General features: G+C 62.4%; 12 protein-coding genes. 6 read left to right on the forward strand and 6 right to left on the reverse strand.

Features of this window, described 5'->3' with window-relative positions; translation table 11 throughout:
- Positions 1-385: 385 nt before the first annotated feature.
- The 3 genes from P9228_RS08095 to P9228_RS08105 form a co-directional block, all read right to left on the reverse strand.
- Positions 386-3,532, reverse strand: a complete 3,147-nt coding sequence (locus P9228_RS08095) for an efflux RND transporter permease subunit (RefSeq protein ID WP_127214973.1) — start codon at positions 3,530-3,532, stop codon at positions 386-388.
- A 78-nt stretch (positions 3,533-3,610) separates the two neighbouring features.
- Positions 3,611-4,489: a hypothetical protein gene (locus P9228_RS08100; RefSeq protein ID WP_127245666.1), complete on the reverse strand. Its 879-nt coding sequence runs from the start codon at positions 4,487-4,489 to the stop codon at positions 3,611-3,613.
- Positions 4,476-7,655, reverse strand: a complete 3,180-nt coding sequence (locus P9228_RS08105) for an efflux RND transporter permease subunit (RefSeq protein WP_278052971.1) — start codon at positions 7,653-7,655, stop codon at positions 4,476-4,478. The genes P9228_RS08100 and P9228_RS08105 overlap by 14 nt, the downstream gene beginning before the upstream one ends.
- 369 nt (positions 7,656-8,024) lie before the next feature.
- On the opposite strand from P9228_RS08105, the gene P9228_RS08110 reads away from it, so the two are divergent.
- Positions 8,025-9,329 (forward strand): hypothetical protein, encoded by a 1,305-nt coding sequence (locus P9228_RS08110; RefSeq protein WP_278052972.1) that lies wholly within the window; start codon positions 8,025-8,027, stop codon positions 9,327-9,329.
- Positions 9,330-9,482: 153 nt separating this feature from the next.
- Here the strand turns inward: P9228_RS08110 and P9228_RS08115 are convergent, their stop codons facing one another.
- Both P9228_RS08115 and P9228_RS08120 read right to left on the reverse strand, forming a co-directional pair.
- Positions 9,483-9,947, reverse strand: coding sequence for a hypothetical protein (locus tag P9228_RS08115; RefSeq protein WP_127240283.1), 465 nt, complete (start codon positions 9,945-9,947; stop codon positions 9,483-9,485).
- A 756-nt stretch (positions 9,948-10,703) separates the two neighbouring features.
- Positions 10,704-11,030 carry a hypothetical protein gene (locus P9228_RS08120; protein WP_278052973.1) on the reverse strand — a complete coding sequence of 109 codons (327 nt, stop codon included), beginning with the start codon at positions 11,028-11,030 and terminating at the stop codon, positions 10,704-10,706.
- Between P9228_RS08120 and P9228_RS08125 the strand changes: the two genes are divergently transcribed.
- Positions 11,030-11,764: an isoprenylcysteine carboxylmethyltransferase family protein gene (locus P9228_RS08125; protein ID WP_278052974.1), complete on the forward strand. Its 735-nt coding sequence runs from the start codon at positions 11,030-11,032 to the stop codon at positions 11,762-11,764. The two genes, P9228_RS08120 and P9228_RS08125, sit on opposite strands and share 1 nt — an antisense overlap.
- Here P9228_RS08125 and P9228_RS08130 read toward each other — a convergent pair.
- Positions 11,758-11,937: a hypothetical protein gene (locus P9228_RS08130; RefSeq protein WP_127240287.1), complete on the reverse strand. Its 180-nt coding sequence runs from the start codon at positions 11,935-11,937 to the stop codon at positions 11,758-11,760. The genes P9228_RS08125 and P9228_RS08130 overlap by 7 nt on opposite strands.
- 559 nt (positions 11,938-12,496) lie before the next feature.
- On the opposite strand from P9228_RS08130, the gene P9228_RS08135 reads away from it, so the two are divergent.
- From P9228_RS08135 to P9228_RS08150, 4 genes are all read left to right on the forward strand, one after another.
- Positions 12,497-14,422, forward strand: a complete 1,926-nt coding sequence (locus P9228_RS08135) for a hypothetical protein (protein WP_278052975.1) — start codon at positions 12,497-12,499, stop codon at positions 14,420-14,422.
- A gap of 981 nt (positions 14,423-15,403) precedes the next feature.
- Positions 15,404-15,835: a cupin domain-containing protein gene (locus P9228_RS08140; protein ID WP_067329481.1), complete on the forward strand. Its 432-nt coding sequence runs from the start codon at positions 15,404-15,406 to the stop codon at positions 15,833-15,835.
- Positions 15,836-16,021: 186 nt separating this feature from the next.
- Positions 16,022-16,780 (forward strand): copper homeostasis protein CutC, encoded by a 759-nt coding sequence (locus P9228_RS08145; protein ID WP_278052976.1) that lies wholly within the window; start codon positions 16,022-16,024, stop codon positions 16,778-16,780.
- 14 nt (positions 16,781-16,794) lie between these two features.
- Positions 16,795-17,289 (forward strand): GNAT family N-acetyltransferase, encoded by a 495-nt coding sequence (locus P9228_RS08150; protein ID WP_278054027.1) that lies wholly within the window; start codon positions 16,795-16,797, stop codon positions 17,287-17,289.
- The last annotated feature ends 13 nt before the right edge of the window (positions 17,290-17,302 follow it).

Consider the following 17,302-nt stretch of genomic DNA (forward strand, 5'->3'; position numbering starts at 1 on the left):
AAAGAAGAAAGAAGACTGTCTGGCTAAGAGATCCGCGAATCGCCAGATTGGCCGCAAATCCGTGCGAAAGCCTTCCAGGACCAAAACCCAGACCGCGCGGGAATTAGCGACGTTGCTTCACTTATGGATGCGTGCCCATCATAGCGGCAGGAGCGTATAGCCGGTGCCGTATTTCGTTTCCTAGGCCCGCCGGCTAGGCCCAGCCCTGTTGGCCTGCCCGCTTTGGGAAGACGAAATCACGGATCCGTTCCTTGCTGCTCCAAGTCCTCCGAGTTTTGTAAGTTGTCATGCTGTTTCGCTGCGCGATCGAGATCGCCAACGGTATAGCCGGTGGATTGGATGCGGTAGAGTCACGAACGTTCTGGTCTAGATCTCGGGCTTTGCATCAAAGGAGAGATGGTTCCAGGCCGAGACCTGTGGCCCGCGCCGGCGATCGCGCCTGCAGCGAACCGAGTCTGAGATAGATGGCAGGCACGACGAAGAGGTTCAGAAGCGTTGACGTGATCAGCCCGCCCAGAATGATGATGGCCATCGGATGTTCGATTTCCTGCCCGGGAATGTTGCCGGTGACAACCAGGGGGACGAGCGCAAGACCGGTCGCCAGCGTCGTCATGAGAATGGGCGAAAGGCGTTCACGCGCGCCGCGCAGGACAAGTTCCGGTCCGAAGGGCTCGCCCTCCTCGCGCTCCAGATGCAGGAAATGGTGGATCAGAAGCACCCCGTTGCGGGCCGCGATGCCCAACACCGTCAGGAACCCCACGAGGCCGCCTAGCGAGATGATGCCGTCGCCCAGATACGCGGCGATGACCCCGCCGACCATAGCGGCCGGCAGTGACAGGAAAACCAGGGCAGCGAGCCTCCAGCTTCTCAAGGAGGCCTGCAGCAGCATGAAGATTACGACCGCGGCGACGACAGAGGCATAGACGAGCCTGCTTTGCGCAGCCCTGCGTTCCGCCGCCTCGCCCAGCAGCTGGGCATGATAGCCGAGCGGAAACTCGAACTTGGCCAGGCGCTCCTCAACCTCATGGACGACCGAGCCCAGGTCGCGGTCGCGCACGTTGGCATGCACGTCATGGCGGCGCGAGGCGTTCTCACGTTTTATGGTGCTGGCCACCGGGGCAATCTTGACTTCGGCAACGTCGCCGAGGCGGACCTGACCGCCGTCGGGGGTATCCAGGAGAACGTTCTGTACGTCGTCAAGGCCGCGCCGCGATTTGGGCGTCGACCATACCATGACGTCATACACCTTTCCGATGCGATGAACGTCGCTCACCTCGTGACCGGCGAAGATCACGGCAGCAGCGCGACGAACATCGCCGGGCTTGAGACCCCTGGAAGCCGCCTTGGCGATATCCACGGTGACCTGAATTTGCGGTACCGTCTTCTGCGGCTCCTCGTGTAGGTCAATCAGGCCCTCGATGCCGGTCAGGGCGTCGCGGACCCTCACCGCCTGCTCGCGCAACATCGCCGCGTCAGGCCCGAAAATCCGAACCACTATCGACTCGCCCGACCCGGTGAGCACTTCCTTCACGCGCTCGCGAAGGTAGGTCTGGACGTCGCGATAGATACCGGGATAGCCGCCGACCGTGTCCTGAACCGCTTTCAGGGTCTCGTCATAATCGACCTTCGGATCGACGCTGATCCAGTTCTCCGTGAAGTCGATGCCCACCACCTCGTCGGCCACCAGCGCCCGGCCGATGTGAGCGCCGAAGTTGCGCACCCCGGGAATGGATCTCAGTTCTTTGCTGGCAGCCACCGTCATCCGGTACATCTCTGCATGCGATGTCCCGGGCGGCGTCAGCCAGTGCATGAGGAAGTCACGTTCCTTGAAGGAGGGCAGGAGCGAGGTTCCGAGCAGCGGCCAAACGCCCAATCCCGCGACCACGACGAACGCGGTGATCCCAAAGATCGTGCGAGGAGCCGCGATGATCCGCGACAGCATGGCGGCATAGCCTCGCTGCAACCGCCCGACAAGCGGCGAGACGCGCTCGATCGGCGCTCCTTGAAGCAGGATAAGGCAGAGTGCCGGCGTCACCGTCAGCGCCACGGCCATCGAAGCGAGGAGCGCGATGGAATAGGACGTCGCCAGCGGTACGAAGAAAGTGCCCGACAGACCACCCATGAAGAACACAGGGACGACCGAGATGACGATGATGAGGGTCGCGGCGACGATCGGGCTGCGGATCTCGAGCGATGCTTCCAGGATAACTGATGCCACCGATTTGCCAGCGCCGCTGCGGCGATTCTCGCGCAATCGCCGCGTGATGTTTTCAACGTCGATGATAGCGTCGTCCACCACCGATCCCACCGCCACGACGAAGCCGGCCAGCACCATCGTGTTGATGGTCGTTCCGAGCCAGTAGAGAACAAGTCCCGCCGCGACCAGGGAGAGCGGAATCGCCAGCAGGCTGATGAGCGCCACCCGCCACTCGAAAAGGAAGGCGCCGAGAACGCAGACCACCAGGACCGATCCCACCAGCAAGGCCATTGTCAGATTATGGATCGAGAGCTCGATGAACGTCGCCGGGCGGAAGATCTGCAGGTCGACGTCGATGCCCTTGAGGCCGTCCCTCATTTCGGCGAAGGCGGCCTCGACGCCGCGCGTGACCTCCAGCGTATTCGCCCACGGGAACTTCTCGACGATCAGCATCATGCCGGGACCGTCATTGATCACAGCGTCGCCGATCGGCAGCGGTTCCCCCCAGGTGACGTCGGCAAAGTCCGCCAGTACCAGTCGCTCGCCGGCTTTTGACTCGACCGGAATTCTCTTGACGTCCTCCAGCTTCACGCTGGACGCTATGTCGGCGCCGACATACAACCTCTGGTTGTCGGTGTCGATGAAGCCTACGGTCTGGCTCTTGGCTGAGCTCGACATCGGCAGCAGGCCGAAGTCCAGCGCATCGGCCGAAGCCTCCATGACCTCGTTCAGCGTCACGCCGTGTTTCAACATGCGTGCGGGATCGACCTGGATCTGCAGCTGTTTGAGCTTTTCGCCCCACATCGCCACGTTGGCGACGCCGGGCACGCGCAGCAGGCGGAAGCGGATCTTCCAATAGGCGGTCATCGACAGGTCGAGCTGAGTGAGCTCCTTCGACGAAAGGCCGATCTTCATGGTCCTGCTGGTCGACGACAAGGGCTGCAGCATGACGGGCGGGCTCGAGCCGAACGGCAGTCTTGCCGACGCAAGCTGCACGCGCTCCTGGACGAGCTGCCGGGCGTGCATGATGTCGGTTCCCCGCTTGAAGATCATGACAATGGAGGACAGCGACATCACGCTCTTCGAGCGGATGACGTCGAGTTCCGGTGTGCCGCGCAGTGCATCCTCGAGGGGAATGGTGATCAGCTCCTCGACCTCGGCGGTCGACATGCCGATACCCTCGGTCTGAATCTCCACCAGCGGCGGGGAGAATTCGGGGAAGACGTCCACGGGCATCTTGCGGAACACGTCCAGACCCAGCAGCACCATCAGCGCTGCCGCGGCCAGTACCAGATACCGGTATTTCAGATTCGTGCCGATGATCCAGCGGAACATGGCCCTGTCCTTTGTTCGGATGATTGGAGGCCGGCTAACTCAGGCGTTCGCAAGCGACGGAATGTCTTTCACGCCCGCTCAGTGGCCGCCAAACTTCAATTCAACCCCCATCAGCTCGACCGCGCCGACCGACACGACCGGCGTACCGCGCGCTGGTCCGTCCGACAGCACTGCTATGTCGCCAAGGACGCGCTCGACAGCCACTTTTTGGCGGACGAAGACGAGCGGCTCCGGATTGGAGTAGAGCCAGCTGTCCCCGTGCTCGTCATAGACAACCGACGAGTAGGGCACGATCTTCGCCATGCTGCCGCTCTCCGGCGCCTTCATCGCCACGAACGCATGATCGCCTGGCTTGACGCCGCTGCTTGCCTCGAGGAATTCAAAGAACCGCCCGTCGTCCCGGTCCTTCACCGCCACCGGCCGCGCCGTGTAATATTTACCGGAGCGGCCTTGGCCGGTCAGCAGCACGACCACTAGACCGTCCTTATCCTCGTCCGCCGGGTTGGCGACGCCGAAAATCTCGGCAAACTCGTCGTGGTCGCCGGTCTCGTCCTCGTCATCCTCGTCGTCGACAACCGCGATCAACATCTGGCTCGCCGCGTCCACAGGCACCTTGATCAGGGATTGCCGTGCTTGGCCGCTTTCACCGGCCGGCGCGATGGAAGCCGTCTCCGTAATTGCATTCACCGACGGTTCACCGCTCGCAATCTCGACCTGGGCGTTCATCATCATCCACCGCTTGGCCGTCTCCTCCCGCAGCGCTTCGGTCTGGATGCTCAGTCGTTTGGCAGCCTGTTCGGTCAGAACCACGCGTGGAAATGGGGAACCTGCGACCTCTACCAGCTTGGCAGGCGCGCCTGCGGGCGACTCCGCGGCCGCGAGGGGTCCCGTGGCAACCACGACGAAAGCCACACCGGCGACGAGGGATGACTTAAGAAAAAGCCTATTGCGAAGCATGTGCAACTCCTCCAAGGCGTCGTGAAACCGGGCCGGAATGGAGCATCATGGCCGGTAGGACGAACAGATTGATCAGGACTGAAATGACTGCGCCTGCGATCACGACCCATCCCATTGGATGCAAAATCTCCAGACCGGCGGCGCTGCCCATGACCACTGCGGGAACGAAGGCGAGGCAGGTGACCAGCGTGCTCGTCAGCATGGGCGCGAAGCGCTCGCGCGCGGCCGCCGCGACACGGTCCGGCCAGGATTCGTCACCCTCCCCGGTCTGATCGACGCGGCTGGCCAGAACCAGACCGTTGCGGAGTGCAAGCCCGAGGACGGCGAGAAGTCCGGCAAGCGCCCCAACCGAAACGGTGCCCGTTACCGCCACGAGGATCGCCGCGACGCCACCCGACACTGCCACCAGCGAAAGGAACATGCCGATCGCCAGTCGCCAGCTTTGCAGCGCCGCCTGCAGCAGGAAAAAGATCAGGATTGCCGCCGACGCTGCGAAGAGCGTCACCTGCAGCATGGCTGCACGGCTCTCGGCATACTCGCCCCGAACGTAGGCATGGTATTCGAAGGGGAGCTGCACCTTCTTGAGCTCTGCCGCCACATCTTCCGCCACTGCCGTGACGCTGCGGCCTGCGACGCTGGCGTGAACGTCCATGCTGCGCGTGACGCCGTCACGCTCGATGGTGCTCAACTGCGGCACCATCCGCACCTCGGCGATATCGCCAAGGCGTGTATGCGGGCGATCAGGCGTTTCGATCAGAAGATTCTCGACGTCGGCGATGCTGCTTCGTGCGTTGGGAGCCCCCCAAACGACCACTTCGAAGACCTTTTGCTGCTCGAACAGATTGCCAACCTCGAGCCCGGCGAAGACCGTCGCTGCCGCGCGCCGGATGTCTCCCGGTTTCAGTCCACGTGCGGCAGCCTCCGCAACGTCGACCTTGACCTCGATTTCGGGCGAGAAAGCGTTCTTGTCGATGCGTACGGAGTTGATGCCGTCAACGGCGGCGATTCTCGCCGCGACGAGCTTTGCCTGCTCTTCAAGCACGGCCGTCTCGGCCCCTTCGATGCGGACCACCACTGGTTCGCCGGCGTCGGCGAAGATCCGCCCGGCCGTACTGGCCAGATAGCCTTCAACCTTCACCTCGAGGTCCGCGAAGCCTTCCATCGTGTCGCGAATTTGCGACAGTGCGGCGGCTCGGTTCCCCCGCTCGTCGAGTCCAATCCAGAGCTGCCCGGATTCGATGCCGGTGACCTGGTCGCCCGTGATGGCCCTGCCGAGATGGCCAGCGACAGAGCTGACTCCATCGATTGCGCGGACTTCGGATTCCAGTCGCGCCATCGTGCGGATCATGGCGGGCAAGGATGCACCCGGCGCGGCCTTGAACGAAACGCGGACGGTGCCTTCGTCAAAGGACGGCGACGGCGACCACTTCAGGGCGGGCGTCGCCGCGAGTAGCGCCAACGCTCCGAGACCCACGATCGCATAGGCAGGACCGGTCGTCGCCGAGAACCTCCCCAGCAGCCGCCCATAGGCCGCACCGAACAGCCGCGCCACCACAGGTTCGGACCTGTTTCCTGCTGCGCTGCCCGAACGAAAAAAAACCATCGCGAGGGCGGGCGCCGCCAAGAGCACGACGACCATGGCAGCGGCCACCGTGACGCCATAGGCCTGAGCCAGCGGCCGGAAGAATGCCGCGGTTTCGCCGTCGAGTCCGAGTATCGGAGCGACCGCCAGCAGACCGATCACCGCTGCATAGATCATTGGCTTGCCGATTTCGCCGATCGCATCGAATAGAGGCGCGGCGAGCGGACGGCCGCCACCGGCGCGAAGGCGTCGCCCGAGGGCCTCGGCAGCCACTACCGCAGTGTCGACCACGAGGGAAAGCGCGGCCGCGAGGCCGGCCAGGTGGATCAGGTTGAAGATCGGGCTGCTGAAATAGAGAGCGACAAGTGCCGCGACATACGACAGGACGATCGCGACGACGGCGACGCTCGCCGTGCCGACCGGCGTCAAGGACAGGAAGAGGGCTACGGACACGACCACCATGGCGGCGATCACCATCCGGACCAGATTGGCCAAGGCGCTGTCGACATAGTCGGAGGCGCGGTAGAGGGAGGCGTCGATGTCGATGCCCGGCATGCCTTGGCTCAACTCCGCGAGCGCAGCTTCGACCCCCGCTACGACCGCTTTGGTGTCGACGTTGGGAAGCTTCTCGACGACGAGGATGAGGCCAGGCTGTCCGTTGATCATCGCATCGCCGATCAGCGGCGGATGGCCTTCGACGACCTCGGCCACGTCTCCTAGCCTGAGCGCGGAAGACGGGACAGCAACCTTCGTCAGGTCGCTGGCCTTGCTGATCGGTTGCACATGCTGGATGCCGAGCCTCTGGTTCGGCGTGTCGATCCAGCCTCCGCTTCCGAGTACTGACGCTTCCAGATAACTGAGCGGCGAGACCCAGAGCGAATCCCCGGCGCTCTCTACGGCTTCATCGAGCGAGACGCCTGCCGATTCGAGGCGCTGAGGTTCGATTTGCACCTGAAGCTGGCGAGCGCGCTGGCCCCAGATCGCGACGTTGGCGACGCCCGGCACGCTGAGCAGCTTCGGCGTCATCGTCCACCGGGCCAGCACCGACATGTCGATCAGCGACACGGTCTTGGACGATAGTCCGACGATCATGGCGCGGCCTGCCGCCGACTTCGGCTGCAGCATGGTGGGCGGCTTCGAGACATTGGGCAGGGCCCAAGCCATCGTAAGACGCTCCTGCACCATTTGTCGGGCTTTCATTGGATCCATGCCGGGCTCGAAGGTGAGCAACACCGAAGCCATCCCCGGCACCGACTTGGAATGAATTGATTTGAGGAAGGGCGTCGCGGTCAGAATCTCTTCGAGATTGATGGTCACCAGGCTTTCTACTTCGCCTGTCGACAAGCCGAGCGCCTCGGTCTGCACCTCCACGACCGGCGCCCCGAACTCGGGAAGAGCATCGGTTTTGGCTTTGGGAAGAAGAACGGCACCCGCCGCTACCAGAAGTATCGCGGCGGCTATGACCAGATGCCGAAATTCGAGACTCAGCTTGACGAGCGTTTGCAGCACGGCAATCCCCCACGATTCCGCGGGCGCACGAAAGCGCGCCTGCGACAGATCAGAGACAGTGCCAAAGCGTATCATGCGGGAGGGCGCCGCATAATTAATCAATATTGCAAGGCGCTTTTACCGTATATCCGACGGTCTCTAACTTTCGGAGTAGAGAAATAGTTCATACAAATTTATTATGATAGCGACTCACGCGTGAGTGCTCGCGTCGGTTGTGTGCGCGTGTGTCTGTCTCCAGCAAAAGGCTGGACGTTCTGTGGCGCAATTTGCCTCGGTCCGTTTAATGCCATGTGGATAAGGATTCGAGGAAGGCGAAGCGGGATTGCCCATTTGCTGCGCCGGCAGTTCTCGGCGAGCGTACCGGGCGCGGAATAGCAAAGAAGTGTTGTAGAGATGCGACACGTTTGCGTTTGTATGGGACAAGTCGCATTTGTCAGGGACAAAATGACGAAATCGCAGTTGCCACAGTGGAACCATCGGATATCATCGACGCGTGGTGCATCTCATGGGGGCTCGCCGGTCATTCGCCTTTTTATCTTAGCGCTTAGTGGCATAGGGCTGCTGTACTCTTCGGCTTCGACACTGGCGGAGGAGCACGAGCGGGCTCTGGCCGAAGAAACGATACCGGCTCTGGCCGAAGAATGCGCTGCGCCCTGCGCGGGGTACGAGGCTACCGCGGAGCTGCAGAACGACTGGATATTTGGCGCACATCCGTCTTTCCTGAGATCCAATGTGCTGTTTCCGAAGTTCGAGCTCGATCTTTTTTACGCGCCGACGGATTATCTTCGGTTCGTGAGTGCCATCATTACCGAGCCCGTGGTCGACCCGGAACCCGGGGAGAATGCGGCCTTTCAAGGGATCGGCACCTATGTTGGTGAACTCTACGCCCTCGCTAAGGTCGATCCCCTGACCGTGAGGGTCGGAAAGTTCGACACGGTGTTCAGCCTGGCCAGCGAAGCCCTGCCGGGGATACACGCCCCGGATCTGGCGTCTGTTTTTGACGCTGACGAACGTCTGGGTGGCGAAGCTGTTGTTGGCTTCGAGGGCTTTGGGCTGAACAATGCCCTGGCCGCGACGGTATTCACGACCGACCGGACGTTCCTCAGCGAGTCGCTCTTTACCAACCGTGGACGGCTCGCGCTGGCGGATGGCGGTGCCGGCAACACCACCGGTTTATCCTCATTCTCGGTTACCCTTGATGGCTGCAAAGGGGCGGAAAAGGGCGATTGTTACAAGGACGGTGAATTCGGCTATCGCCTTGGCATCCGATACCAGAAGCCCGGGCTGTCCGCCGACACAGGGGAGGAGGAGGAAGAAGAAGAGGAACCGCTGCCGGGGACCGGCAATGAATTGGCCTACCTTGCTGCCGCCACTGGAAGCTTCGACCTTAACGGGAACACACTGAGGCTTCTCGGCGAATCGGCCTACCTCAAGCATTTCGACGGCGGTCCGGACGACGCTCTGCTTCTCACCGGCTCTGTCGCGCTGGAAGTGCAACCTATGACCTACATAGCCACCTACACGCATCAGCGGAACTTTGTCGCCGACGGCCCGGACACCCGCGAGCAATTGGCGAATTTCGAAGTGATTTACGCGTCTGGGGAAGAAGAAGACGCGCCGTCCGGCGCGGCGAAATGGAACCTCGGCGCCGGCTACACATTCGCGGAGAATGCTGAGGACGAGAGAACGCACACCTTCAGTGTGCGCGCGACGCTCCAGTTCGGTGGACACGTGAAGTTAGGCAGGTAGGCTCGATCGTCCGAATGTCCGACGCTTGTTGACGGCTGCCTTCTGCTGAACTCGAGTGAGGTCCGCAAGCCCGTCTGCCTGCGCCGGACTTGTTTCTTCTCTCAGGCTGATTGAAGCTATGTCAGCGACCCTTCAGTGCAAGAGTTTCGCCCATCAGCCCTTCACTTCCTTTCCATCCGGATCGAAGACGGGCTGAACGTTCTTGCCCTTGTAGCTTATCTGGAACTCGTAACTCACCTTGCCGTCGCGCATCAGCTTCTCCGCAAGCTTGATCTTTCCACCTGCGAATTTCGTATCAACGGCCGCACGCACCGATTGAGGCACCGCTTCCATCGGAATTGATTCCTCGACGACGATGACCTTGCCGTCTTTATGGTAGAGCACATCGCGCGTCATTGCGCCCTCGACGCTTGCTATCTCGAAAACCAGTTCTCCGTTCTCGACCTCGCGGGCGCATGCCTTGACCTTGGCGACGGGAAAATCCTTGTGGAACATGTCCCGCACCACCAACGGCACCTTCTTGCAGGCGATCGGCTGTTCCGCGGCCGACGCGCCGGTCGCCCCGGCAAGCACGAGGACGAACGCGCCGGGCGCTAGGTAGTAACCAGCAGGTTTCATGGGAGACCTCCTTCATATGATCTCATCGGAGCACCAACACTGGACTCGACCAGACAAGCACGCAGTGCCGCTTGCCGCCTCTGCCGGGGGCCGAGTTCGCGTACTCCTTGCTTATGGCTCTGCTGGCGGTGTGCGGTTTGTACGTATTTGCGCGAGCTTCGCCTGCAGCACTGCGACCCATCAAGTTGACAAGTGTTGCGCAACCGACCCGCCGCGCCAGCGGAGCGTAGGCTGGCTAAGGGAGCCAGTGCGACCGTTGCCCGACGTTGGAAACCCAAGATAGGACAAAGCGCGCCGGCGGACCGATAGCCCAAATCGGCTTTGCCGGCCTAACCGAAAGCCGTAGCGGCTCACCCGAGGTTCCGGACCCCAGCGTGAGGTGGCGCCGTTCCGGTCGTCGCTCCCGTCGCGATCATGCTCTTTTGCGGCCGCAGCTCCAGCGCCTGCTCGGCGACGACTTCCTTCAAGCGCTACAATGAGCCGAAATCCCGCTGTCGGTTAAGCCCACTCTGGCGTTGATGTCGGACATCACGGACGAGGCCCCTTCGCAAAAAGGGGTAATCCCGTCGCAAGCGAGTCAGCTCAACTGCCGAATCGTAAAGCCTAACGACCGCAGCGATAAATAGGCGCGTCAACCTGAAAGCGTGCTGGCAGGCACGAGGGAGCCTGCACTGAATGTCTCGCGGAAGTGTCGCCGTAGCGCCCGGCTCATCTGCTCACGTCTTCGCGCCCGAAGACCCTAACAAGTCCTATGGGTCACGAAAGGCGTTTTGCCTGCAGCGCCGTTTGGGCCGAGGAAGCCAAGAACCCGGCCGGCGCGCAGGGGGAACGATCGACACAGAACCGACCTCCATCCGCATCCTGACGACCATTCTGCAGCCTATCACGGGACATTTTGTCAATGGAGACGCGGGCTGGCTGCGCGTCGAGCTTCTTGATCCGACGAAAACACCTCCAAGCCGCCAGCTCAACAACGAAATCCCGAACGTCCTGATCCGCGCCGAGATGCCGATCCTCGCCTTCGAGGCCGAGAGCGGGCGGCTCCAGGACGTCTTCCTTCAGCTTACCGAGGAGACGATCCAATGATCGATATCCCTCCTGTTCAACCGCACGGCCAGCAAAGCCTGGCAAGCGCAAGCGAGCCGCATATCGGGGGGTGCCGTCAAAATGCGGAGCCCAGAAACGCGGCCTCTTCATTCCCGGGGGCCTCGATGAGAGTTCAACCAGTCAATCAAAGGATGCGGATAAACGCCGCTCGGGCAGCGGGGCTGGTTGCCGCAACTGTTATCCTGTTTTCGCACCCCGGATTGGGTGGGGGCGCACATGAGCTGATCCAGATGGCGGGTCTCGGCCTGGTCCTCACCTGCTTCATTGGCAGGATGTGGAGCATTCTCTATATCGGTTCAAAGAAGAATCTGGAGTTGATTACCTCCGGCCCCTACTCGTTGACCAGAAACCCGCTCTATCTCTTTTCTACGCTTGGAGCAGCTGGAATCGGATTGATCCATGGATCGATCGCCGTCGCTCTGGCGCTGGGATTTTTCAGCTATTGGATCTTGGTCATCACGGCAGCCAAGGAGGCCGAACACCTGAAGACGATCTTCGGCTCGCAATACGATTCCTATGCGCGCTGTACGCCGCTGTTCTGGCCGAAACTGTCCCAATATACGGACTCTGCCGAAGTTGTCTTCTCCCCGAAAGCGCTCAAGCGCAACTTCCAGGATGGACTGTACTTCCCCGCAGCCTATCCCGCCATCGAAGCAATCGAACAATTGCGAGCAGGCAGTTACCTCCCGATCCTCATGACGATCTACTGAGATCCGCCAAGTGCCAGATCCTCTCTCGGCAGCAGGACCAAATGGCCTGCCGATTTCGGCATCGTCAGCAGTTCGTCGAGCTTGATGAGGTAGCCGCGGGAGTCTTGGCGCTCGTGCCGGGCACCGCGATGGCCATTTTGCATGGCCGAACTGTCGCCCAGATGGTTGACCACCGAGGTCTGTGACCTAGCTTAAACTTTACGATGGAGCGTCCAGACTCCGAAATGGTGGCATGGCGCGCACCGTGGGAGAACTCCCCGGGACGTTGAGGATGGAGAGGCGCGAGCTGGCTTTCGACCGGCGCCCAGCCATGCATCGACAAAATTCCCCCAGTACTGGGGCCGAAGCGGTGACAGCTTCGAAGGCAGCAGCAAAGTTAGCCAGGGCGAGGAGCCACACACCGCTTCACGAGCTTAAAGTTACATCGGAAACCGCGCAGGTACGGCGATGTCAGATCTTGCCGGGTTTTACGCAGACGACACAGGTCTCGCTCTCCTGGGCGGGATGACAATATTTGTATTGGTAGGCTTCTTCCTTGTGGTCCGGCGTATCCTCATCGCAGCGAGACGGCGTCACCAGTATGGCTACCTGAGCGAAAGCACGCCTATTCCCCTCGATGAGGCTTCTTGGGCCTGGGATCGCCCACGCAATCTTGCAGCCAAGCCGGCTTCTTCCCGGGCCGCCGTGCCCCCGGCCCCGGATGTTCAGGGTCTAAACTCCGGTAAGTCCGGGGTGCGAAAGGATTATCTCAACACGACGCCCGAAGCGGGCGAGAACTCGCGCGAGGACCTGCCCGATGCTTTCGCTCCGGCGACAAGCTTCGCCATGGCCTTACCTCCCCGTGTTCGCAGGCCGACGAGCCCCTTGTTACGCTTGAGCGTCGCCGCAATTTGTCTGGCCGTGCCGCTTGGCTATGCGTTGACGAGACAAAAGCCGGTCGAAAGCGCCCCCGCTGTTTCGCGGGCCGATAGCTACTCCCTTCCCGATCTTTCACACCGCTTGGAGATTCCTGCCAGCACGGCATCAACCGACGCACCCACGAACGGCGAATTGCCCAAACCGGATCTCACCGCTGCCGAAGCACAGGTCGAGGCAGCTCGTGCTCAGGCAGCAGCAGCAACGGAATTGGCTGGCCAGGAGCACCGAGCGATGGAGGAGGAGCGCGCCAGGAGTGCCTCTCTGGAGAGTGCGCTCGCTGAGACGCGCAAGCAGATCGAGGTGCTGAAGACAAGCATGGCAGCCGCGGACGACGCCAGCGAGGAGCGTTTGCGCAACGAACTTGTGGCAGCCCGCACGCTCGAGGCATTGCGGTGGATTGCGCAAGATATCCGCGCGCGGATCAGCGAAACCATCGACCATGTCTTTATACAGATGCCCGCTGCTCGCCTCGAACGGGAGCGAACCGAACAGATGGCGCGCGACCTAGCGCAAGCGCGAGCGCAAATTGAACAGCTGGAAGCCAAAGCCGCCGGGGATCGCGCCAAAGCCGAGGCTTCGCTGGCGCAAGCGAGCGGGATGCTTGACGAGGAGCGCCGGAAGTCGGAGGACCTTCGTGGCGACATCGCTGAAATGGAGCAGTCCAAGGCCGCGATCGCGGACACGGCTGAGCGGGAACGGACCGGTGCCGCCGCGACGCGAGCAAGGGTTGAGCAGACTGCTGCCGAGACGGCGCAGGCATTGGCGCGGGAACAGGCTTCAGCAGTCGCGGCCCGTGCGGACCTCGACAAAGCCCGGCTCGAGCGCGACGCGGCCGAACAGGAGCGAGCCAAGGCCGTCTTAGCCAAAGAGCGTGCCGAGCAGACTGCCGCCAAGACGGCGCAGGCTCTGGAACGCGAACGCGCTTCAGCAATATCGGCCCAAGAGGACGTCACCAGAGCCCGCCTCGAGCGCGACGCGGCTGAGCAGAAGCGAGCGAAGGCTGTCTCGGCGAAAGTGCATGCCGAGCAGGCTGCCACTGAAACAGCGCAGGCGCTGGAGCGCGAACGCGCTTCGGCAGTCGCGGCCCGTGAGGACCTCGACAAAGCCCGGCTGGAGCGCGATGCGGCGTTGCAGGAGCGAGACAGGGCTGTCGCGGCGAGAGAACGTGCGGAGCAGACTGCTAGCGAGACGGCGCAGGCGCTGGAGCGCGAACGCGCTTCGGCAGTCGCGACCCGGGAGGACCTCGACAAGGCCCGGTTGGAGCGCGACGCGGCGTTACAGGAGCGCACCAAGGCGGTCGCAGCGAAAGAGCGCGCGGAGCAGAGTGCTGCCGAGACGGCGCAGGCTCTGCAACGAGAACGCGCTTCAGCAGTGTCGGTCGGAGAGAACCTCAACAAAGCCCGCCTCGAGCGTGACACAGCCCGCCAACTTTTGGGACAGGCCGCCATGAGGCTGAAGGAGGCTCTGGACAAGCAACGTGAAGCGACGGTTTCTTTCGCCCGCGAGCTGGCCGCCGCGCGTGCCGATAATGACAAGCTTCGGGCTCAGCGCCGCGACGCTCAGATAGAGCCGCCGCTGAAGCCGCGCACTGGCCGCGCATCGGCCGGCGCAGGCCAGACGAAAGCTGTCAGCCAAAAGAAGACTACGTCCAGCAAGGTTCGCAAACCGTCGCGCGAAATCCGTGTGCGTGCCATCACGCTTCCGTTTTCCCTCCGGCCAAGCCATTCGACGTTGGACTGAGCTGGAACGACTGCCCTGGAAAATCGGGGCTGGGCAGCCTGAACTCGACGTCTACGGCGAGGGCTCCCACTGTGCGCTATGTCAGCCCGATCACGCTGCCTTTCGCGTTCAATTCGCAGCCGACCGGCGCCTGGCGCGTCTCGACGCCGCCTTGATATCCGTAGTCGATGCTGACCTGGACGGGAGCCGATATCCTCTGTCGGCTCAACCGCCGTACGGAACCTGCACTGCTGACGCGCACACTAGTCGCGCCAAACTGAGCTGCGGCCTGCTCGATTGCCTCACGGCAGGCACGAACGATGTTGTCCGGGACACCCGGCAGCACTTCAATTGGATGGACTGCCAGTGGAATAGCGCTGTCTTCGAAGGGCAGCAGGGCGGGCGGAAGGTCGAGCGACCTTCCGCCGTTGCCGGCTACGCCCGCCCTTGACGTCACTGACCCGGTTGTGGTGGGGCTGCTTCCGTCATCGTTAGACGGTGGGGACGGTGGGTCAGACGGCGGACTGCCGCCGGAGCCACCGGGATCGCCGCTAGTTCCGTTGTGCTGACCGTTGTTGCTGCCAGCGCCATGACCGCCGCTATTCCCGTGATCGCCACCAGCGTTATGACCTTGGCCGCGCTCGCCGCCGGCCGCGGCTCCCGCGCAAGCTATCGCGACAGAGCACGCGAACGCGAGATGGGCCAAGCTGGATCCCAGATATTGACGCACGGCACCCTCCAAAGGCGCTTCGGCCGGCCGTCCTTCCGCCGCATGCGGTCAGAACGGCGCAGCACCCCCAGGCAACTCGCGACTACGCCAGGGAAACTAACTAGGGGATGATTCCGGTCGATCAAGGGACTGGGTGCGGCAGCACCCAAGTGGGGGGCAGATTTGAAGGACCTGGCAGCTGATAGTTCATACAGCCCGGGAAGCCCCAAATCCTTTCTCCTTGCGAGTCGACAGCGCTTAGGCGATTTTGCCGATCATTTCGGGAGGAAATCGTGCGAAACATTCCGGCATCGGCGCTGCTGCTGGCGGCCGCTTTTTATGCAACCACCGCCGACGCTCTGGACAGTTCGGCCACACCTGTTGTCGTGACGCCATTGGCGTCGAAGACGACGACGGCATCCGGCCAGCCGATCAAGCTGCCGCAGAAGAATGTCGAGGTCCAGGTCTCAGCCTATCAGATCGCGCCCGGCGCGACGCTGCCGGTGCACAAACATCCCTTCCCGCGCTATGCCTATGTCGAGGCAGGCACCCTCAAGGTCACCAACGTCGAGACCGGCAGCAGCAACACTTACAAGACCGGCGATTTCATCGTCGAGATGATCGGCCAGTGGCATCAGGCGACCAATATCGGCAGCGACCCGGTGAAGCTGCTGGTGATCGACCAGGTCGAACAAGGCGCCAAGAACACAATCCTGAAGCAGTAGCGAGGCAACGGGGCTCAGCTGTTCCGCGGTAGGGCGGGCGCTCCAAGGCTTGAGCAATCAATAACTGCGCGCCGAACAAAACCGGAAGCGCAAAGTGACCGCGTCGCTTGCTGGACCGATTGATGCGGCTTTCGCCTCGATCGCCCCAATGCTAGGGCTGCGCTTTCTCTTCAACATGGATAGATGATGGTGACCGACACTCAAAGGCCCCTGATCGAACTCTGCGTCGAAGGCATTGACGGGCTGCTTGCCGCGCAGGCCGCCGGCGCCGACCGGGTCGAGCTTTGCGCCAGCCTCGTCGAAGGCGGCATTACGCCGAGCCTCGGCACGGTGCGCGTAGCCCTCGAACGTGCGACCATCCCGTTTCATGTTATCGTGCGCCCGCGCGGCGGCGATTTTCTCTACAGCGAGGCGGAATACCGATCGATGCTGGCCGATATCGGCGCGCTGCGCGATCTCGGCGTGGCCGGCATCGTCGTCGGCTGCCTGACCGCTGTCGGCGCAATCGATGAAGCGAGAATGAGCGAACTGGTGCGCGCCGCCGGTCCCCTCAATGTCACCTGCCACCGCGCCTTCGACATGACGCGTGACCCGGCCGAGGCGCTCGAAGCGCTGATCCGCTGCAAGGTCGGCCGCGTGCTGACCAGCGGGCAACGCGACACGGCGCTGGAGGGCGTCGATCTGCTCGCGCGCTTGGTTCGCCAGGCCGGCGCACGCATCATCATCCTCGGCTGCGGCGGGCTGGCGCCCGACAATATCGGCGAGGTTCGCCGGCAAACCGGACTGACCGAGATGCATTTCGCCGCGCTTGCCGACGTGCCGAGCGCCATGCGCCACCGCAACCCGCATGTCGGCATGGGCGGCACCGATCTCGATCGCGAGTACCGCAACACGGTGACCGACCAGGACTTGGCGGCGGCAACGATCGCGGCCGCGAGGGTCTGATGCCGGAAGTGACGATGTCGAAAGATTGCTCGCCGATCGAACGCGTTTCGCTTGCCGACGAGGCCGCCATTCTCGCTCTCAACAACGAGCATGCCGCCGAGTTGTCCTGGCTGGAGCCGGAGCGCCTGTCATTCCTGATCGGGCAGGCTTTCTACACGCGCCGCATCGGGGCGCTCGAAGCCTTCATCATGTGCTTCGATCAGGATGCCAGCTACGAAAGCCCGAACTTCCTCTGGTTTCGTGAGCGCTACCCCCGCTTCGTCTATGTCGACCGGGTGGTGGTCGCGCCCGAAGCGCGCGGCCGTGGCCATGCCCGCCGTGTCTACGAGGATCTGTTCGCGCATGTCAGGCGCGCATGCCACACGATCGTAACCTGCGAGGTCAATGCCAATCCCCCGAACCCCACATCGGATGCCTTTCACGCGGCGCTCGGCTTTGCCGAGGTCGGCGATGCCGTGATCCACGGCGGCAGGAAGTCGGTGCGCTACTACGCCAAGCCGATCGACTAGCGCATGGCCCTGG

Source organism: Mesorhizobium sp. WSM4898 (assembly GCF_029625845.1).
Taxonomy (GTDB): Bacteria; Pseudomonadota; Alphaproteobacteria; order Rhizobiales; family Rhizobiaceae; genus Mesorhizobium.